Origin of the sequence: Stenotrophomonas maltophilia R551-3 (assembly GCF_000020665.1) — a bacterium.
Lineage (GTDB): Bacteria > Pseudomonadota > Gammaproteobacteria > Xanthomonadales > Xanthomonadaceae > Stenotrophomonas > Stenotrophomonas maltophilia_L.
On record NC_011071.1, the window covers coordinates 3421609 to 3441264 of the forward strand.

The 19656-nt window shown below is 66.6% G+C and carries 20 protein-coding genes; 7 read left to right on the forward strand and 13 right to left on the reverse strand.

Annotation, left to right across the window (positions count from 1 at the left end; genetic code table 11):
- From SMAL_RS15575 to SMAL_RS15585, 3 genes are all read left to right on the forward strand, one after another.
- Window positions 1-918: an alpha/beta fold hydrolase gene (locus SMAL_RS15575; RefSeq protein WP_012511863.1), complete on the forward strand. Its 918-nt coding sequence runs from the start codon at window positions 1-3 to the stop codon at window positions 916-918.
- Window positions 915-3392 (forward strand): acyl-CoA dehydrogenase, encoded by a 2478-nt coding sequence (locus SMAL_RS15580; protein ID WP_012511864.1) that lies wholly within the window; start codon window positions 915-917, stop codon window positions 3390-3392. Before SMAL_RS15575 ends, SMAL_RS15580 begins: the two co-directional genes overlap by 4 nt.
- A 76-nt stretch (window positions 3393-3468) precedes the next feature.
- On the forward strand, window positions 3469-3936 hold the full coding sequence (locus SMAL_RS15585) for a hotdog fold domain-containing protein (protein WP_012511865.1): 468 nt from the start codon (window positions 3469-3471) through the stop codon (window positions 3934-3936).
- A gap of 580 nt (window positions 3937-4516) precedes the next feature.
- Here the strand turns inward: SMAL_RS15585 and SMAL_RS15590 are convergent.
- Window positions 4517-4867: a DUF1304 domain-containing protein gene (locus SMAL_RS15590; protein WP_006384872.1), complete on the reverse strand. Its 351-nt coding sequence runs from the start codon at window positions 4865-4867 to the stop codon at window positions 4517-4519.
- A gap of 78 nt (window positions 4868-4945) precedes the next feature.
- Window positions 4946-6271 (reverse strand): NTP/NDP exchange transporter, encoded by a 1326-nt coding sequence (locus SMAL_RS15595; RefSeq protein WP_006384874.1) that lies wholly within the window; start codon window positions 6269-6271, stop codon window positions 4946-4948.
- 286 nt (window positions 6272-6557) lie between these two features.
- Here SMAL_RS15595 and SMAL_RS15600 point away from each other — a divergent pair, with 286 nt between their 5' ends.
- Window positions 6558-7958 carry a serine hydrolase domain-containing protein gene (locus SMAL_RS15600; protein ID WP_006384876.1) on the forward strand — a complete coding sequence of 467 codons (1401 nt, stop codon included), beginning with the start codon at window positions 6558-6560 and terminating at the stop codon, window positions 7956-7958.
- A gap of 114 nt (window positions 7959-8072) precedes the next feature.
- On the opposite strand, the gene SMAL_RS15605 is transcribed toward SMAL_RS15600, so the two are convergent.
- Window positions 8073-8831, reverse strand: coding sequence for an SDR family NAD(P)-dependent oxidoreductase (locus SMAL_RS15605; protein WP_012511866.1), 759 nt, complete (start codon window positions 8829-8831; stop codon window positions 8073-8075).
- Window positions 8832-8945: 114 nt separating this feature from the next.
- On the opposite strand from SMAL_RS15605, the gene SMAL_RS15610 reads away from it, so the two are divergent.
- Window positions 8946-9860, forward strand: coding sequence for a LysR family transcriptional regulator (locus SMAL_RS15610; RefSeq protein WP_006384880.1), 915 nt, complete (start codon window positions 8946-8948; stop codon window positions 9858-9860).
- Between the two features lie 62 nt (window positions 9861-9922).
- On the opposite strand, the gene SMAL_RS21140 is transcribed toward SMAL_RS15610, so the two are convergent.
- From SMAL_RS21140 to nudE, 10 genes are all read right to left on the reverse strand, one after another.
- On the reverse strand, window positions 9923-10474 hold the full coding sequence (locus SMAL_RS21140) for a hypothetical protein (protein ID WP_006384881.1): 552 nt from the start codon (window positions 10472-10474) through the stop codon (window positions 9923-9925).
- A 775-nt stretch (window positions 10475-11249) separates the two neighbouring features.
- Complete coding sequence (gene gcvH / locus SMAL_RS15620) at window positions 11250-11645, reverse strand: glycine cleavage system protein GcvH (RefSeq protein ID WP_012511867.1); 396 nt, start codon at window positions 11643-11645, stop codon at window positions 11250-11252.
- Between the two features lie 93 nt (window positions 11646-11738).
- On the reverse strand, window positions 11739-12851 hold the full coding sequence (gene gcvT, locus SMAL_RS15625; protein ID WP_012511868.1) for a glycine cleavage system aminomethyltransferase GcvT: 1113 nt from the start codon (window positions 12849-12851) through the stop codon (window positions 11739-11741).
- 144 nt (window positions 12852-12995) lie between these two features.
- Entirely contained in the window at window positions 12996-13439 is a 444-nt protein-coding gene (locus tag SMAL_RS15630; RefSeq protein WP_006385101.1) for an NfeD family protein, read from the reverse strand.
- A gap of 1 nt (window position 13440) precedes the next feature.
- Window positions 13441-14400, reverse strand: a complete 960-nt coding sequence (locus SMAL_RS15635) for an SPFH domain-containing protein (protein ID WP_012511869.1) — start codon at window positions 14398-14400, stop codon at window positions 13441-13443.
- 66 nt (window positions 14401-14466) lie between these two features.
- A complete protein-coding gene (locus SMAL_RS15640) occupies window positions 14467-14769 on the reverse strand; it encodes an Mpo1-like protein (protein ID WP_006385112.1) in 303 nt (100 codons plus the stop codon).
- 139 nt (window positions 14770-14908) lie between these two features.
- Window positions 14909-15238 carry a YnfA family protein gene (locus tag SMAL_RS15645; protein ID WP_012511870.1) on the reverse strand — a complete coding sequence of 110 codons (330 nt, stop codon included), beginning with the start codon at window positions 15236-15238 and terminating at the stop codon, window positions 14909-14911.
- Entirely contained in the window at window positions 15235-16074 is an 840-nt protein-coding gene (mazG, locus tag SMAL_RS15650; protein WP_006385122.1) for a nucleoside triphosphate pyrophosphohydrolase, read from the reverse strand. Before mazG ends, SMAL_RS15645 begins: the two co-directional genes overlap by 4 nt.
- Before the next feature lie 13 nt (window positions 16075-16087).
- On the reverse strand, window positions 16088-16891 hold the full coding sequence (gene cysQ, locus SMAL_RS15655) for a 3'(2'),5'-bisphosphate nucleotidase CysQ (protein WP_006385123.1): 804 nt from the start codon (window positions 16889-16891) through the stop codon (window positions 16088-16090).
- Window positions 16888-17451: an ADP compounds hydrolase NudE gene (nudE, locus tag SMAL_RS15660; RefSeq protein ID WP_012511871.1), complete on the reverse strand. Its 564-nt coding sequence runs from the start codon at window positions 17449-17451 to the stop codon at window positions 16888-16890. The genes cysQ and nudE overlap by 4 nt, the downstream gene beginning before the upstream one ends.
- A 77-nt stretch (window positions 17452-17528) precedes the next feature.
- On the opposite strand from nudE, the gene bioA reads away from it, so the two are divergent.
- Together bioA and SMAL_RS15670 are read left to right on the forward strand one after the other, a co-directional pair.
- On the forward strand, window positions 17529-18920 hold the full coding sequence (gene bioA, locus SMAL_RS15665) for an adenosylmethionine--8-amino-7-oxononanoate transaminase (RefSeq protein ID WP_012511872.1): 1392 nt from the start codon (window positions 17529-17531) through the stop codon (window positions 18918-18920).
- The gene (locus SMAL_RS15670) at window positions 18911-19648 is read left to right on the forward strand and encodes a 16S rRNA (uracil(1498)-N(3))-methyltransferase (protein ID WP_012511873.1); all 738 of its coding nucleotides are present in this window, start codon (window positions 18911-18913) and stop codon (window positions 19646-19648) included. Before bioA ends, SMAL_RS15670 begins: the two co-directional genes overlap by 10 nt.
- The last annotated feature ends 8 nt before the right edge of the window (window positions 19649-19656 follow it).

Here is a 19656-nt window from a genome sequence, read left to right on the forward strand (position 1 = left end):
ATGGTTACGTCCCCGACTCCCGCTGCGTTCCATGACCTGCGCCTGGAAGCGGCCCATGGCACCCGTCTGGCCGCCACCGCCAGTGACCACGGCCGTCGAGGCCGTGTGCTGTTCGCACATGGCTTCGGCCAGACCCGGCATGCCTGGAATGCGACCGCCGGCGCACTGTCTGCAGCTGGCCTGCAGACCCTGGCCTACGATGCCCGCGGCCATGGCGATTCGGACTGGAATGCCGCCGACCTGCCCTATCACGGCGAACAGTTCGCCGATGACCTGATCGTGCTGGCCGGCGAGCAACCGCGCCCACCGGTGCTGGTTGCAGCATCGATGGGCGGCCTGTTCGGCCTGCTCGCCGAATCGCGCTGGCCGGGCCTGTTCTCGGCGATGGTGCTGGTCGACATCACCCCGCGCTGGGATACCGCTGGGGTCGAACGCATCCTGGCCTTCATGACCGCTCACCCCGATGGCTTCGCGTCGCTGGCCCAGGCCGCCGACGTGATCTCGGCCTACATGCCGCACCGCCCGCGCAAATCCGAACAGTCGCTGCGCGCCCTGCTGCGCGAGGACGACCACGGCCGCTGGCGCTGGCACTGGGACCCGCGCCTGGTGGCCGAACTGGCCCGCGACAGCGAGCAGCACCAGGACGCGCTGGCTGAAGCCGCGCGCCAGGTGAAGTGCCCGTTGCTGCTGGTCAGCGGCGGTCGCAGCGATCTGGTCACGCCACAGACCGTGGCCGAATTCCTGGCGTTGGCGCCGCACGCGCGCCATGTACAGCTGCCGCAGGCCACGCATATGGTTGCCGGCGACGACAACAACGCCTTTACCGCTACTGTGTTGGACTATCTGGACGTGTTGCCCGCAGCGGATGCTGCGGCTTCGTCCGCCACAAACGAGCACGTCACCGGAGCACGCTCATGAGCATCGTTCTTCCCTTCCTCGCCCTGCTGCTGGCAGGCGCGTTCGTCGCCTACCACCGCATGCGGCTGGTTACCTGGACGCTGATCAGCGTGGCCCTGCTGGTCGCCTGCTGGTTCGTGCCCTACGTCAACCAGACCGCCACGATCGTTGCCGCCGCCGTGCTGGCGGTGATCGCCGTGCCGCTGCTGCTGCCGTTCATCCGCAAGCCGCTGCTGACCGGCCCGATGATGAAGGTGTTCCGCAAGGTGCTGCCGCCGCTGTCGCAGACCGAGCGCATCGCGCTGGAAACCGGCTCGGTCGGTTTCGAAGGCGAGCTGTTCACCGGTGACCCGGACTGGAACATCCTGCTGAACTACCCCAAGCCGCAGCTGACCGCGGAAGAGCAGGCCTTCCTCGATGGCCCGGTCGAAGAGCTGTGCAAGATGGTCAACGACTGGGAAATCACCCACGTCCATGCCGACCTGCCGCCGGAACTGTGGGCCTTCATCAAGAAGAACAAGTTCTTCGGCATGATCATTCCGAAGGAATACGGCGGCCTCGGCTTCTCCGCGCTGGCCCACCACAAGGTGATCCAGAAGCTGGCCTCGGTGTCCTCGGTGGTCAGCTCCACCGTCGGCGTGCCGAACTCGCTGGGCCCGGGCGAACTGCTGGTGCATTACGGCACCCAGGAGCAGAAGGACCAGTACCTGCCGCGCCTGGCCGATGGCCGCGAAGTGCCCTGCTTCGGCCTGACCGGCCCGTTCGCCGGCTCCGACGCCACCTCCATTCCGGACTACGGCATCGTCTGCAAGGGCGAGTGGAACGGCGAGCAGGTGCTCGGCGTCAAGCTGACCTTCGACAAGCGTTACATCACCCTGGCCCCGGTCGCGTCGCTGATCGGCCTGGCCTTCCGCATGTACGACCCGGATGGCCTGATCGGTGAAACCCGCGACATCGGCATCACCCTGGGCCTGTTGCCGCGTGATACCGCCGGCGTTGAAATCGGTCGCCGCCACTTCCCGCTGAACTCGACCTTCCAGAACGGCCCGATCCGCGGCAAGGACGTGTTCATTCCGCTGACCCAGCTGATCGGTGGCGCTGCCATGGCCGGCAAGGGCTGGAACATGCTCAACGAGTGCCTGGCCGTGGGTCGCTCGATCACCCTGCCGTCCACCGCCAGTGGCGGTGCCAAGGCCGGTGCCGCCGTGACCGGCGCCTATGCGCGCATCCGCAAGCAGTTCGGCCTGTCGGTCGGCCGCTTCGAGGGCGTGGAAGAAGCACTGGCCCGCATTGGCGGCAAGGCGTACAAGATCAGTGCGCTGTCGCAGGCCACCGCAGCTGCGGTGGACCGCGGCGACGTGCCGTCGGTGCCGTCCGCCATTGCCAAGTACCACTGCACCAACATGAGCCGTGAAGTGATCTCGGACATGATGGACGTGATCGGCGGCAAGGGCATCATCCTCGGCCCGCGCAACTTCGCCGGGCGCAGCTGGCAGGCCGCGCCGATCGCGATCACCGTGGAAGGCGCCAACATCATGACCCGCAGCCTGCTGATCTTCGGCCAGGGTGCGATCCTCTGCCACCCGTGGGTGCTGAAGGAAATGAAGGCCGCGCAGGATCCGGACATCCGTGCCGGCCTGCAGGACTTCGACCGCAGCCTGTTCGGCCACATCCGCTTCGGCATCTCCAATGCCGTGCGTTCGTTCTGGTTCGGCCTGACCGGCGCGCGCTTCGGCGCTGCCCCGGGCGATGCCTACACCCGCCGCTACTTCCGCAAGCTGGACCGCTACTCGGCCAACCTGGCGCTGATGGCTGACATCTCGATGATGACCCTCGGCGGCAAGCTGAAGTTCAAGGAGTCGCTGTCCGGCCGCCTGGGCGACGTGCTGAGCCATGTCTACATGACCAGCGCCATGCTCAAGCGCTACCACGACGAAGGCGCACCGCAGGCCGACCAGCCGCTGCTGGCCTGGGCCTTCCATGACAGCGTGCACAAGATCGAGGAATCGCTGTCGGCGGCCCTGCGCAACTTCCCGATCCGACCGATCGGCTGGCTGATGTGGGCACTGATCTTCCCGCTGGGCCGTCGCGCCGAGGCACCGGGCGATCGCCTGAGCCGCCGCGTGGCCGCCCTGCTGATGGCTCCGAACGAAGCGCGTGACCGTCTGGCCAGCGGCGTGTTCCTGACCCCCTGCGAGAACAACCCGGGTGGCCGCATCAACAGCTACCTGAGCAAGGCGATCATGGCCGAGCCGGTGGAGCGCAAGTTCCTGAAGGCGCTGAAGAGCAAGGGCATCGAAGCGCTGGACTTCAACAGCCAGCTGGACGAAGCCGTGGCCGAGGGCGTGATCACCCAGGACGAGCGCAGCCTGCTGGAAGAACTGCGCACGCTGACCCTGGACACCATCACCGTGGACGATTTCGACACCCACGAACTGCGCGCGGCCAGCTACTACGACCGCCAGCACAAGGACCCGCACTCGCAGGCAGCCTGATCGCCCGCGACATGTGTTGCCTTCGACGGCGGGCTTCGGCCCGCCGTTGTTTCATCTGCCGACCGGAATTCCAACCATGTCCACGCCCCTGCTGTCCCTCTACCAGCGTCTTCAGCGCTGGCCTGCCGGCAACTGGCTGTTCTCCCGCGCGGTGTGCTTCAAGGCACCCTACTTCGCCAGCATTGCGCCACGCATAACCCGTCTGGAGCACGGCCGCTGCGAAGGCACGCTGGCCGACCGCCGCAAGGTGCGCAACCACATCGGCACGGTGCACGCGATCGCGATGTGCAACCTGGCCGAGCTGACCGCCGGGTTGATGGTCGATGCCTCGCTGCCGAAGGGCATGCGCTGGATCCCGAAGGGCATGCAGGTGCAGTACCTGGCGAAGGCGCGTGGCACGCTGCGGGCGCTGGCGTTGCCGGCGCAGCCGATTGTCGTCGCGGCCGAGGGCTATGCGCTGCCGGTGACGGTGAGCGTGCGCGACCGTGCGGGCACCGAGGTGTTCAGCGCAGTCATCGACATGTGGATGTCGCCGGCGAAGTAGTGTTCCCGCGAACGGCGCAGCCCCTCGTGGGTGGGCAGTTGGTCGCGGAAAGCTTTGGTTTGGCTGGGGGCGGTGGGTTCGCGGGGGACGCCGTGAACCCGTCCATGGGGGCTTGGCCGCGGCATCCATGCCGCGGACACCCCCGCGAACCCACCGCCCCCAGCCTCTGACAGATCTCTGCGGCGTCCACCCACGGAAGAGAAAAAGAAGAGCAAAAGCAAAAGCGGCCCACCGGCCGCTTTTTTCATGCGCGCAGAACCCACGAGCGCAGCGACCCGCTGTTGCTCTTGATCTTCTTTTTCTTCTCCGTGGGCTGGCCGCGCACGGAAACTGTCAGGGGTGGGGCGGGTGGGCCGTGCAGGGGCGTTGGCGCCATGGATGGCGCCATCGAGCTTACATGGGTGAAGGCGCTTTGCTTGCGAAGCACTGCTTCGCAAGCGCCTGAACGCACAGCCGCCAGCGGCTGGGCCGGGCCCCGGAGGGGGACTTGCAGCGTCCCCTGCACGGCCCACCCGCCCCACCAATCACATGAACAGCTCTACGCGACCACCCCACGAGGGGCTGCGCCGTTGGCTGGAAACTACGCCAGCGCGCGAAACACCAACGCCAGAATCGCCGGTACGGCCTGGATCATGAAAATGCGCCGGCTCACGCTGTACGCGCCATAGCACCCCGCCACCACCACGCAGGCCAGCGAGAACGTCACCAGCACCGGCTGATCGATCACCAGCCCCACCACGATGCCCGCCGCCAGGAAGCCGTTGTACAGGCCCTGGTTGGCCGCCAGCACACGCGTGGCCTGCGCCTTCTCCGGCGTATTGCGGAACGTCTTCAGGCCCAGCGGACGGGTCCACAGGAACATCTCCAGCACCAGGAAATAGGCGTGCAGCAATGCGACCAGCAGGGTCAGGGCAAGTGCGATCCAGTACATGGGCGGTTCCTTGGATAGATGGATGGGGTGATGGGGTCAGAGCCCTCTCCGTGGGAGAGGGATCCGACCCCGCGCGTCTCAGCGGTCGCGCGGCAGCTTCTTTTCTTCGCGCAGCACGCCGAATGCGGCGGCGGTCATGCACGCGGCAACCAACACGCCACCGATGAACACCACATGGGAACCCAGCAGCGACAGCCCCTTGTGCACCCAGGTGAAGCTCAGGTCCGCTCCGCGGTAAACCACAGTGTCGATGGCCGCGCCGGCCTTGTAGCGCCACTGGCGGTCCACACGGGTGTAGATGGTCTCGCGGGCAGGCTTGGCCAGCGCGAATTCGCTGGCACGGGTCATCACCTGCACCACTGCCACCATCAGCGGCATCGGCGAGGCGGCCAGTACCGAGAAACCGATCAGGATCGCAAAGCCCGGGATCAGCAGCGCCGGGGCGATACCGTGACGTGACAGCAGCCAGCGGGTCAGGCCGAGCTGCATCAACAGGGCCAGTGCGTTCACCGCCAGGTCGATGCGCGAGAAAAACGCCGTGCTCGCTGCCGGGTCACTGAAGGCCGCGCGCACGATGCTGGCCTGCTGGTTGTACAACAACGTGCCCACGCCCACGCCGAACACCACCATCACCGCCAGCCAGCGCAGCAGCGGCTCGCGCACGATCAGCTTCAGGCCATCGAGCACGCTGCCGCCCATCGGCTTCTCGCCCGACACCAGCTGCTGTTCGCGTTCGCGCAGCACCGCCCAGTGCCGCAGCCGCCAGATGCAGAACAGGCACACAAGCAGGAACCCGGCCGAAACCAGCATCAGGTTGGCAATGCCCACACGCTGCACCAGCACGCTGGTGATGAGCGGGCCGAGGAAGGCGCCAACGGTACCGGCCGCACCGATGTAGCCGTAGTACGCACGCGCCTGCGCATTGGAGAACACATCGGCCATGAAGCTCCAGAACACCGCCACCGCAAACAGGTTGAACACCATCACCCAGAGGAAGAAGGCCATGCCGCGCCCTGGCACGCCGGTATCGAACAGTGCGTAGAAGCCCAGCAGGGTGACGATGAAGAAGCCATACACCGCCGGCAGGAACACCCGTCGCGGGAAGCGGCTGACCAGCCAGCCGTAAACCGGCTGCAGCACCAGCATGATCACGAACACGCAGGAGAACAGGAACTGCAGGACGAAGTCCTTCAGCGCAATGCCATGACCGGCGAACCAGGCGATCAGCATCGGCGGGAACACGGTTTCCAGATCGGCCGAGGCGGCCATCGCCTCGCGCACCGGGCGCAGCACGTAGTAGCCGCTGAGCAGGCAGAAAAAATACAGGAACGACCACCACAGGGCCGGCGACTCGCGCAGCCCGGTGAACAGCCCTCGCAGCGGGCCGGAACCGGCCGCGCTCACGCGGCTCCCCTCGCCTGCGAAAGGCGGTTGGACAGCGGCATGGCAGGCTCCGGCGGCGGTGAAGCGCGTACGTTAGCCAATGCACTGCAACATCGCCAGCAGCAGCCATGCAGAAGGCCGCAACGCAGTGTCACGGCCTCGCCCGGACGACACGTTCCGATACATGCTTTCGGGGCGTCAAAATTCCAACTTTTTCAACGAGATGCGCATTCATCTTCGCTTTGTTTGTGCACAAGGGAAAAGCGGCGCTAGAATCGCCATCAGCAGTCGCGCACGGGTCCAACCGATGAAAAAGAACAGCCTGCGTCGTCCGATCCGTTCGGCGGCCACCGGTTTGCTGGGCATGTTGATGCCCGTTGCCTTGTCCACCACCGCGCAGACCCCGCCGCCATTGCCGCCGATGCCGACCAACATCGAGTCCGCTGCCGGCGCTGCTGTCGCCCACACCCAGCCGGCGGCCTACCGTACCGGCCTGGTGCCGCAGGTGCAGCTGCCAGCGGCCGGCTTCAACGTCGCCAACATCGAATCGATGGCGCAGCAGCTGACCTATGGCGAGCGCGTGCCGGGCATGGCCGTGGCGATCGTGCAGGGTGGCCGTGTGCTCAGCGCACGCGGCTATGGCGTCACCGACGTCAACAACCCGCTGCCGGTTGATGCCCACACCGTGTTCCGCCTGGCGTCGCTGTCCAAGGCCTTCGCCGGCACCATGGCCGGCCTGCTGGTCAACGACGGCACCCTGCGCTGGGACAGCAAGGTCACCGACTATGTGCCGGGCTTCCGCCTCAACTCGCCGGAAGCGACCGACCGCCTGACCGTGGCCGACGTGCTCAGCCACCGCGTCGGCCTGCCGTACAACGCCTACGACCGCGACATCGAAGGCAACGCCGAGTACTACTCGCTGACCCAGAAGCTGGCCAACACCGGCCTGAAGTGCCTGCCGGGCGACTGCTACGCCTACCAGAACGTGGCCTTCAGCCTGATCGGCGACGTGGTCTATGCCGCCTCGGGCAGCTTCTACGAGCAGTCGGTCGAGCGCCGCATCTTCAAGCCGCTGGGCATGAACGATGCCAGCCTCGGCCTGGCCGGCATCCAGGCCAGCTCGCGCTGGGCGCGCCCGCACGTGCGCAGCCGCAACGGCTGGGTGTCACTGACACCGAAGCCGACCTATTACCGCGTCGCCCCGGCTGCCGGCGTCAACGCCAGCGCCAGCGACATGGCGCAGTGGCTGCTGGCCCACACCGGCCACCGTCCGGACGTGCTACCGGCGCCGCTGCTGGCGACCCTGCATTCCAGCCTGATCAACACCCCGGGCGAGATGCGTTCGGGCTGGCGCCGCGAGCGGCTGCACTCGGCCGGTTACGCGCTGGGCTGGCGCACCTTCGACTACGCCGGCCACGACGTGGTGTTCCATGCCGGTGCCGTGCAGGGCTATCGCGGCCTGGTCGCGCTGGTGCCGGAACGCGATCTCGGCATCGCCATCATGTGGAACGGCGAAAGCGGCCTGCCCAGCGGCCTGTTGCCGACCGTGCTCGATTCCGCGCTCGGCCTGCCGACGCAGCGCTGGCTGGACGTGGACACCGACTTCGGCAGCGACAACCTGATGGCCGAAGGCGCGAGCCCTGCGCAGCAGGACAAGCGCAAGGGCAAGGGCGCTTCCAGCAACCGTGCCGTGGCCTCGCCGCGCTGATCTGGCGGACTCGACGGTGAGTACGAAGGGCGGCCTGCGGGTCGCCCTTTTTGTTGGCTCGACTCTACAGATGCGAAGGGCAGTCGAGCATGGCTCGACTCTACAAACGCCGGGCTAATGCGCGAAGTAGTGCATGCCGCCGTCCACCGGAATCACCGCGCCGGTGATGTACCCGGCCAGCGGCGAGGCCAGAAAGGCCACCAGCGGCGCCACCTCCTCCGGATCACCAAAACGCCCGATCGGAATGTTGCGTTCGATGAACTCACGCCGGCTTTCCTCGGTGGGATGCAGGCGGTTCCGGATCTGCGCGCTGTTGATCCGTCCCGGCGCGATTGCATTGACCGTGATGCCCTGTGTGGCCAGCGCCGACGACAGCCCTTTGCTCCACAGATGCAACGCCGCCTTCGCCGCCGTGGCAGCGTTCACCGCGCGCGGCTCCATCGAACCGCTGAGGTTGATCACCCGCCCCCAGCCCTGCGCCTGCATCGCCGGCAGCAGTGCCTGGGTCAGGCGGCGTGCTGCAGAGAAGTTCAAGGCCATGGCTTCCTCCCAGACATCGTCGCCCGCATCCACCGTGGTCGGCCGCCCTCCTCCAGCCGCGTTGACCAGGATGTCCACGCGCTGCAGCGCCGCCAGCGAGGCATCGGCGATGCGGCGCACATCATCGGCATCGGTGACATCACCGAGCACGATGACCGGCGCGGGCGCGCCACCGCTTTCGATTTCCGCCGCCAGCGCCTGCAGCGGCTCCGCGCGCCGTGCACTGATCACAACACGCACACCCTGCGCCGCCAGCAACCTGGCGACACCGGCACCGATGCCACTGCCTGCACCGGTGACCAGCGCGGTGCGTCCTTCGAGGTTCAAGTCCATGGTGTTCTCCTGTGAGCATGGCCGGCACATCCGGCCCGTGCAGCGCATGCTCTTTGATCACCACTGATTGATAAACTCCGCGCAGGTTTCAGCATTCAACACCCGGGGTGTCAGATGAACCTGCTGGAGAGCATGCAGGTCTACGTGCTGATCGTGGACAGGGGCAGCCTCAGTGCTGCAGCAACGGCGATGGATATCTCCGCGACGATGGCCGGCAAGCACCTGCGTGCGCTGGAAGCACGCCTGGGCATGCAGCTGCTGAGCCGCACCACCCGGCGCCAGCACATGACGCCGTTCGGCGAGGACTACTACGCGCGCTGCAAGGAGATCCTGCGCCTGGTGGACGAGACCGATGCGCAGGCCCAGCATCAGCAGCTGGCACCCGCAGGAACGCTGCGCATCAGCGCCCCGGTAATCTTCGGTACCCATGCACTGGTGCCGGCGCTGGCCGAGTACATGGCCCGCTACCCGGACGTCCGTGTCGAGGCGACGCTGACCGACCGCGTGGTCGACCTGACCGAGGAAGGCTTCGAAGCAGCGCTGCGCATCGGCACGCTGGCCGGCAGCAGCGAGCTGGTGGCACGCGCACTCACCCCGTATCGCCTGATGATGTGCGCCTCGCCGGCCTACCTCGCACGCCACGGCACCCCGGATACCTTGCCGGCGCTCGCCTCGCATCAATGCCTGTCCTTCGAACCCAGCGCGCTCGCGCAGTGGCTGCAGGCCGGCGCTGGCGAGCTCGACCGAACGCCCGATGGCCGGCTGCAGATCAACAACGGCGAAGCACTGCGTTCGGCCGCACTGCATGGGCTGGGCATCGTGCTGCAATCGACCCTGCTGCTGGCTGCGGATGTCGACGCCGGGCGCCTGGTGCAGCTGTTCCCCGAGCACGGTCAGGCCGGTCGGCCGATGCACGTGGTCTACGCCCACGACCGCTACCGCTCAACCCGCCTGCGCAGCTTCCTCGACTTCCTGGTGGAGCGTTTTCCGCCCTTGCCGACCGCGTTCGCAACCGACATCCGAGCATAAAAAAACCCCCTCCCTGCTGGGCAACAGGGAAGGGGTTTCAGGATGCGGCTATCGGGAAGTACTTAGATCAGCGGCGCCGGGGTTGCCGGCAGAGCGACCGGAGCAGCCTTCTTCTTGCGGGCGGCCGGCTTGCGCTTGGCAACCTTCTTCGCTGCCTTCTTCGGGGCAGCCTTCTTGGTGGCCTTCTTCGCGGTCTTCTTCACTGCCTTCTTGGCGGTCTTCTTTACCGCCTTCTTTGCAGTCTTCTTTACGGCCTTCTTGGCAGTCTTCTTTACTGCCTTCTTGGCGACCTTCTTGGCCGGCTTGCGGGCAGTGACCTTCTTGGCAGTCTTCTTGGTGGCCTTCTTGGCTACCTTCTTGACGGCCTTCTTCGCGGTCTTCTTGACGGCCTTCTTGGCAGTGGACTTCTTGGCTACCTTCTTTGCCGCCTTCTTCACTGCCTTCTTCGCAGTGGTCTTCTTGGCGACCTTCTTCGCAGCCTTCTTCACTGCCTTCTTGGCGGTCGCCTTCTTCGCGACCTTCTTCACTGCCTTCTTGGCAGCGGCCTTCTTAGCGACCTTCTTCACCGCTTTCTTGGCGGCGGGCTTTTTCTTCGCAGCTTTCTTGGTTGCCATGGGATGGCTCCTCGTCAGTGATAGGGAGTTGAAACGCCCAGGTGGATCAAACCCGCGGATGCTGCGTGCGGGGACCGCCGGCGCGTCAGGCGCGCCGTTACGGATGCGGCAATGCCCGCCTCGATCGGCGGAGCGGGCATCGGAACGGGAGGTACCTTGCATTTCTCCGGGGGAAGCGGGGCCATGTCCACCGTCATCAGGGTCGCGGTGGTCTTGAAGGGGCTGCTTCGCATCGGACGATTGATTCTGCGCACTCGGTTGGGCAGGCAAGGTCTGCTGAGGCGAAACCTAATCACGGTTTTTTTTACTGTCAACAACCCCCGCGAAAAATTTTCACATCCGCGCCGTCCGCGGTGGCGCCTGCACGGTCGCTGCGGCCCGCCTGCAGCGACCGCCAAAGTGCCGTGCACGCACGTTGCCTGCGACAACGCAAACGCAATCGTTGAACAAAAAACACTTGAAATAGGCACTCTGCGCAGAAGCGTGCATGTTCGTCGCCACAGCACACATGCATCGTCAGTGACCTTCGACGCTGCCGCCAACGCCAGCACAACGGCGCCGCAACAGGGGATCAAAAGTTTTCACATCCGGGCGCGCCAACGCGGGGTGGAAACGCGGAATTGCGCAAAACTGCGCATGCCCTTCCATGCCGTTCGTCCGCCCTCTGATGCCGTGCAGAGGGCATGCAGCGAACCCGTCGTCATGAGCCAGGCACGGTCGCCAAAACAAAAACGGCCACCCGAAGGTGGCCGTGTCCGAACCCGGAAGCGACGACTCAGTGGTCTTCGTCTTCCAGTGCTTCGGCGTACGCGTCCGGATCCAGCAGCTCGTTGAGTTCTTCGGCGTTGGACAGTTCGACCACGTACATCCAGCCGTCGCCGTAGGCATCTTCGTTGATGGTTTCCGGCTTGTCCGACAGCGCCGAGTTGACCTCGACGATGGTGCCGCTGACCGGGCTGTAGACGTCGGAGGCGGCCTTCACCGACTCAACGACTGCGATCTGCTCGTTGGCCTTGGCCGTCGCGCCGACTTCGGGCAGCTCGACGTAGACCAGGTCACCCAGCAGGCCCTGGGCGTGGTCGGAAATACCGACGGTCACGCGGCCATTGCCTTCGACACGGGCCCACTCATGGGACTTGAGGAACTTGAGGTCGCCGGGGATCTCGCTCATGGGACTGCTCCAGAGATATGCAGGGGTGGAAAAAACGGGGCTAGTGTAACCAACCGGCCGCCACTGCTGTCAGTGACGACCGGCATGTTTGGATCACGCGTCGCCAAGCACGCCGGGCTGGGCCTGGCCTTCGCGCACGAACGGGAACTTGACCACGCGCACCGGCACCTGCCGGCCGCGGATATCGACGGTGACCTGGCCCAGTTCACCGGCCGGCACGCGGGCGAAGGCGATGCCCTTGGCCAGGGTCGGCGAGAAGGTGCCGGACAGGATCTCGCCCTGGCCACCGGCGGTGGTCACCGCCTGGCCATGACGCAGCACGCCCTTCTCGTCCATCACCAGGCCGATCATCTGGCGTGCGTTGCCTGCGGCCTTCTGCGCTTCCAGCACGTCGCGGCCAATGAAGTCGCGGCCCTCGTCCAGCGACACGGTCCAGGCCAGCGCCGCTTCGTACGGGCTGATTGCTTCGTCCATGTCCTGGCCATACAGGTTCATGCCGGCTTCCAGGCGCAGGGTGTCGCGTGCGCCGAGGCCGGCCGGCTTCACGCCCGCCGCCAGCAGGCGATTCCAGAACGCGACCACGGCGTCCTGCGGCAGCAGGATCTCGAAACCATCTTCACCGGTGTAGCCGGTGCGGGCGACGAACAGCTCGATGCCATCGTCGGACTGCGCCTGCAGCGCGGCGAAGCGGCCCAGCTTGGTCAGCGCTGCACGGTCGGCTTCGCGGGCCAGGCCGATGACGATGTCGCGCGCCTGCGGGCCCTGCACGGCGAGGATGGCCAGGTCCGGGCGCTGCTCGACGGTGACGCCGAACGGCGCAGCCTGCTCGCGCAGCCAGGCCAGGTCCTTCTCGCGGGTGGAGGCATTGACCACCATGCGGAAGAAATCGTCGCCCAGGTAGTAGACGATCAGGTCGTCGATGACGCCGCCGCGCGGATTCAGCATGCACGAGTACAGGGCCTTGCCGGTCACCTTCAGCTTGTCCACGGAGTTGGCCAGCAGGCGGCGCAGGAACGGCTTGACCTGGTCACCGCGCAGGTCGACCACGGTCATGTGGCTGACGTCGAACACACCGGACTCACGACGCACCAGGTGGTGTTCGTCCAGCTGCGAGCCGTAGTGGATGGGCATGTCCCAACCCCCGAAATCGACCATCTTGGCGCCAAGGGCGCGGTGGGTATCGTTGAGCAGCGTCTTCTGGGTCATGACCGGGTCCGGCAGCAGAGGAAACAAGAATCCCCATTATCCCAGATCGGTCGCCCGCAGGTGTGCCGCAGCGCAGCGCCGGAGCTGTAGAGCCGAGCCCATGCTCGGCTGCTCTTCGTGTGGAAGCCGAGCGTGGGCTCGGCTCTACAGGGGGCGGCCTGCGGCCTCGACCACCAGCACCGTGCCCTGCACGCTGAGCACCTTCACCCACGCGCCTGCAGGCAGTTCCGGACCAGTCACCTGCCAGGACGCGTCGTCGATGCTGACCCGCCCATGGCCATCAACGATCCCCTGCTGCAGTGCCACCACCCGGCCGATCAGTTGTTCCGTGCGGCGGTTGAGCAGCGGCGCGTCGCTGGGCCGGGCGCGGGGCCGCCCCCAGCGCCGGTAGCATTGGATCGAGACAACGCTCAACAGCACGAAGGCAACCACCTGCCACAGCAGCGGGATATCGCCGAACACCGCCACCAGCACGAACACCGCCGCCGCGCCGATGCCGATCCACAGCATGAACGCCCCCGGTGCCAGCGCCTCGGCCGCGAACAGCAGCAGTGCCAGGGCGCCCCAGCCTACGACTTCCCAGCGCATGTCAGCCTCCGATCGGTGGTGGCCGCTTGCTGGCGGCCTTGCTGTCCTGGTCGGCCAGCGCCTGCTTGGCCAGCTCAGCCACGCCGGCAATCGAACCGATCACCCCGCTGGCCTCCATCGGCATCAGCACCAGCTTCTGGTTCGGCGAACTGGCCAGTTCCTTGAAGGCTTCCACATACTTCTGGGCGACGAAGTAATTGATCGCCTGCACGTCACCCTCGGCAATCGCCACCGACACCACCCTGGTCGCCATGGCCTCGGCCTCGGCCAGGCGCTCGCGGGCCTCGGCATCGCGGAACGCCGCTTCACGGCGGCCTTCGGCCTCCAGCACCGTGGCCTGCTTCTCGCCTTCGGCGCGCAGGATCTCCGACTGCCGTGAACCCTCTGCCTCAAGGATCTGCGCGCGCTTCTCGCGCTCGGCTTTCATCTGCCGCGCCATCGCATCCAGCAGGTCGCGCGGCGGCTGGATGTCGCGGATCTCGATGCGGTTGACCTTCACGCCCCACGGGTTGGTGGCATGGTCGACCACGCTCAGCAGCTGCGCATTGATCACTTCGCGCTGGCTCAGTGATTCATCCAGGTCCATCGAACCGATCACGGTCCGGATGTTGGTCTGTACCAGGGCGATCATCGCCACTTCCAGATTGGCCACTTCATAGGCGGCCTTGGCCGCATCGAGTACCTGGAAGAACACCACGCCATCCACGCGCACGGCGGCGTTGTCCTTGGTGATCACTTCCTGGCTGGGCACATCCAGCACCTGCTCCATCATGTTCACCTTGCGGCCCACCCCATAGACGATCGGGATCAGGAAGTGCAGGCCGGGCGTCATGGTGTGCGTGTAGCGCCCGAAGCGCTCGACGGTCCATTCATACCCCTGCGGCACCATCCGCACCGCCTTGAACAGGATCACCACGGCCACGAAGGCCAGTACCACGGTGAAGAACATGGTCGGGAACATCGCGCTTTCCTTATCTATGACGTCCAGGCCCCAGCATAGCGCGTGGGGGCGGCGGGCACAGCGAAGCTACCAGGGCACCCGCCCGCGCAGGATGTCGACGAACATCACCCAGTCGCCCATGAATGAATACAGCGGATGCCGGAAAGTGGCCGGGCGGTTCTTCTCGAAGAAGAAATGACCGAACCAGGCGAACCCGTAACCGCAGAACAGAGCGCCGATCAGGAGCAGCGGCTGGCCGCGCAGGATCGCGGCAGCGACCAGCAGCAGCACCCCGCAACTGCCGATGAAATGCAGCCGGCGCGACACCGGGTGGCGGTGCTCGTCCAGATAGAACGGATAGAACTCACGGAAGCTGGCGAAACGGGACATGCGCATGCTCCGGGGGCCGTGGTCACCGTCATCATGCGCCTTTCTGGGAGGGAAAGCGGCTTGGACGGCGTGGCCGATTCTGACAAGGCAGTGCATGATCCGGTGGCGCTGCCTTTGTAGAGTCGAGCATGACTCGCCTCTACACCGAAGGCGCGCGCGGGCCGAACATGATCACCGCCATCCCGGCCAGGCAAAGTGCGGCACCGAGCAGGTCCCAGCGGCTGGGGCGGATGCCATCGACCAGCCACAGCCAGAACAGCGCGGTGCCGATATAGACGCCACCGTAAGCGGCATAGACGCGGCCACTGGGGGTTGGATGCAGGGTCAGCAGCCACGCGAACAGGGCCAGACTGGCTGCCGCCGGCAGCAGCAACCAGATGCTGCCGCCCTTGCGCAGCCACAACCACGGCAGGTAGCAGCCAACGATTTCGGCCAGCGCGGTCAGCAGGAACAGCGCAAGTGTCTTCACGCCTTCTCCGCCGCCTTGGCGTGCTGCCACAGCGCTTCCTGCGCATCCAGGTCCAGCGCGGACAGCGCTTCCCCCTGCACTTCGGCCTGTGCTTCCATCGCGCGGAAGCGGCGTTCGAACTTGTGGTTGGCGCCACGCAACGCAGCACCCAGGTCGATGTCGGCGTGCCGGGCCAGGTTGGCGCAGACGAACAGCAGGTCGCCCAGTTCTTCCTGCAGGCGCGCCTTGTTGCCGGCAATGTCGCCGCGCTCGAACTCTTCGCGCAGTTCCTGCAGTTCCTCAGCTGCCTTGTCCAGCACCGGCAGCGGGCCCGGCCAGTCGAAACCGACCTTGGCCGCGCGCGACTGCAGCTTCACTGCCCGCTGCCATTCCGGCAGGCCGCGCGAGATGCCGGCCAGCGCGGAAGTGTCCTGCTCGCCTTTGGCCACACGCTCGGCGCGCTTGATCGCATCCCAGTTGCGCGTCACCCCGTCGGCGTCATCGACGCTGACATCGGCGAACACGTGCGGGTGGCGGCGCTGCATCTTGTCGCTGATCGCGCGCGCGACCTCGGCGAAGGCGAAGGCGCCCTGCTCCTCGGCCATGCGCGCATGGAACACCACCTGCAGCAGCAGGTCGCCCAGCTCATCGCAGAGATCATCGAGGTCGCCCCGATCGATGGCATCGGCCACCTCGTAGGCTTCCTCGATGGTGTACGGGGCGATGGTCGCGAAGTTCTGCTCCAGGTCCCAGGGGCAGCCACCCTGCGGATCGCGCAGGCGCGCCATGATCGACAGCAGGCGTTCCAGTTCGTTGCTGGCGGCACTGCCGGTGGTGGGGGTGTCGTGCGCGCTCATGCGGTCTCCAGGGTCAATCGGACAACCAGTCGCGCCAGGGCAGGCTGGTGTCACCAAGGGCAATGAAATCACCGTTCAACAGGGTCTCGCGGCGGTTGTAGCGGAACGGCTTGCCGGTCGCCGCCGACAGCACCGCGCCACCGGCGGCGTGCAGCACGCACTGGCCGGCGGCGGTGTCCCATTCGGAGGTCGGGCCCAGCCGGGGATAGACATCCAGCCCGCCTTCGGCGATCCGGCAGAACTTCAGCGATGAGCCCTGCGCGATGGTTTCGATGCGGCCCATCCGCGCCAGCAGCGCTTCGGTTTCCGGCGAGCGGTGCGAGCGGCTGGCGGCGACCCGCAGTGGTGCGGTGGCCGGCGTACGGGTACGCAGCACGGTGTCGTGCAGGCCCTGGCGACGGTATGCCAGCTCACCGCGCATGGCATGCCAGACGATGCCGGTGACCGGCGCCAGCACCACGCCGAAGGCCGGCGCACCCTGGTAGATCAATGCGATGTTGACGCTGAACTCGCCGTTGCGCTTGATGAACTCGCGGGTGCCGTCCAGCGGGTCGACCAGCCAGTAGGCGCCCCAATGACGGCGTTGCTCCCACGTGACCTGGGCCGACTCCTCGGACAGGATCGGCAGATCCGGGGTCAGCTGCTGCAGGCCCTGCTCGATGACCTGGTTGGCGGCCAGGTCGGCGGCGGTGACCGGGCTGTTGTCGTCCTTGAGCTGCACGTCGAAGCCATCGGCATATACCTGCATGATGGCCTGTCCGGCTTCCTGGGCGATGGCGATGGCGGTCTCGCGCAGGTCCGTGGTCAATTTGATCATCGCGTTCCCTGCAGCCACTGCCGGGCGATGAACAGCGCCGCCAGCGAGCGTCCCTCGGAGAAGTCCTCGCGCAGCATCAGCTGGTCCAGCTCGGCCAGCTTCCACGGCACCACTTCCAGTTCTTCCGGCTCATCGCCGGCCAGCTTTTCCGGGTACAGGTCCCGCGCCACCACCAGCCACGACTGATGGCTCATGTAGGTCGGGGCCAGCGTCATCGCGCGCAGCACGTCGACCCGGCGTGCACCGTAGCCGGCCTCTTCCTTCAGCTCGCGGTCGGCCGCCTGTTCGGGGGTCTCGCCGGCGTCGATCCGGCCCTTGACCAGGCCCAGCTCGTAGCGGTGCATGCCAGCAGCGTATTCACGTACCAGCAGCACGGTCTCGTCATCGAGCATCGGCACCACCACCACCGCGCCGTGGCCCCGGCTGACCAGGCGCTCGAAACGGCGGCGTTCACCATTGGAGAACTCCAGGTCCAGGTGCTGGCGCTGGAAGGGACCGTTCTCTTCATCGGTGATCCGATGGATGATCGGCAAGCGACGGCCGCCACGGTCATCGTTCATGCGGAATCTCCGCGGCGGCCGGCGCCTGCGCCGGGGCCGATAGAATGTGCAGGCAGCAACATGTTCATGAGCCCGAAATGCTAGCAGACCCAACCCCCTCCCCGCTGGTCGAGCACTGGCGGCAACGCGACCTGAAGGTGCTGTGGCACCCGTGCACGCAGATGCGCGAGCATCCGCACACCCTGCCACTGGTCCCGATCGCACGCGGCCAGGGTGCCTGGCTGTTCGACCACGACGGCAACCGCTACCTGGACGCGGTCAGCAGCTGGTGGACCAACCTGTTCGGCCATGCCGAGCCGCGCATCGGCGGCGCCATCGCCGCCCAGGCCGGGCAGCTGGAACAGGTGATGCTGGCCGGCTTCGGCCACGAGCCGGCGATCACCCTGGCTGAACGCCTGCTGGCGCTGGCACCACGCCAGCCCGGCCGCGAACCGCTGGCCAAGGTGTTCTATGCCGACAACGGTTCAGCCGGCGTGGAAGTGGCGCTGAAGATGGCGTTCCAGTATTTCCAGAACCGCGGAGAGCCGCGCCGCACGCGCTTCATCGCTCTCGAGAACGGCTACCACGGCGAGACCCTGGGCGCGCTGGCACTGGGCGACATCCCGCTGTACCGCCGCGTCTATGCGCCACTGCTGGCCGAAGGCCTGTTCGCGCCCTCGCCCGATGCCTATCTGGCCGAACCAGGGCAGAGTGCGGCCGACCGCGCCCGGCAGGCCGCTGATGGCCTGGCCACGCTGTTCGACCAGCACCCGGGCGAGATCTGCGCGGTGATCCTGGAACCGCGCCTGCAGTGCGCCGGCGGCATGCGGATGCACGACCCGGTGTACCTGCAGCGCGTGCGCGAACTGTGCGATGCGCACGGTGCATTCATGATCGCCGACGAGATCGCCGCAGGCTTTGGCCGCACCGGCACCCTGTTCGCCTGCGAGCAGGCCGGGGTGATGCCGGACCTGATGTGCCTGTCCAAGGGCCTGACCGGCGGTTTCCTGCCACTGGCCGCCGTGCTCGCCACGCAGGCGCTGTACGACGCGTTCCTCGACGACTCGCGCGAGCGGGCGTTCCTGCATTCGCACAGTTACACCGGCAACCCGCTGGCCTGTGCGGCCGCGCTGGCGACGCTGGACATCTTCCGCGACGACGATGTGATTGCCCGCAACCGCGGCATCGCCTCGGTGATGGGCACGCTGGCGGCACCGTTCAGCGACCATCCGCACGTGGCCGATGTGCGCCAGGCCGGCATGGTGGTGGCGTTCGAGCTGTCGCGCGATGGCAACAAGCGCACACCGTTCGACCCGGCCATGCGGCTGGGCCTGAACGCCTACAAGGCCGCGCTCAAACGCGGCGTGGTACTGCGCCCGCTGGGCGACGTGCTGTACTGGATGCCACCCTACTGCGTGGATGACGAACAACTGGAGCTGCTGGCACATACCACGCTGGCGGCGATTGACGAGGCGATTGCATGCGCGTGACCCGCTGCCCCATCGACCTGGCGCTGCACAGCGGCCAGACCGTGACCCTGCCGGAAGAGACCGCCAACCACCTGGTACGGGTGATGCGCCTGCGCGAGGGCGATACCTGTGTGCTGTTCAATGGCGATGGCCACGACTACAGCGCGACGCTGACCGTGGCCGGCAAGCGCGAAGTGCAGGTGCGCATCGACGCCGTGCAGGCCATCGACACCGAATCGCCGCTGGCGATCACCCTGCTGCAGGGCATCGCCCGCGGCGAGAAGATGGACCTGATCCTGCAGAAGGCCACCGAGCTGGGCGTGGCGGCGATCGTTCCGGTCAACGCCGAGCGCACCGAGGTGAAGCTCGATGCAGCACGCGCGGAGAAGCGCGTGGCGCACTGGAACAACGTGGTGACCTCAGCCTGTGGCCAGTCCGGGCGCGCGCGCATTCCGCAGGTGGGCCCGCCGCTGTCGCTTGCGCAGGCGGCAGCGGCGCTGCCGGTGGATACGCTGCGGTTGACCCTGGATCCGCAGGGTGCGCACCGGCTGTCGACGCTGGACGCCGCGCCTGGCGGGGGCATCGTGATTGCAATCGGTCCGGAAGGGGGGTGGTCGCCACGCGACCGTGATCAACTGGCGGCCGCGGGCTTCCAGGGCCTGCAGCTGGGGCCGCGCATCCTGCGTACCGAGACCGCCGGGCTGGCCGCGATCGCGGCGCTGCAGGCGCGGTTGGGCGATCTGGGGTAAGGCGACGG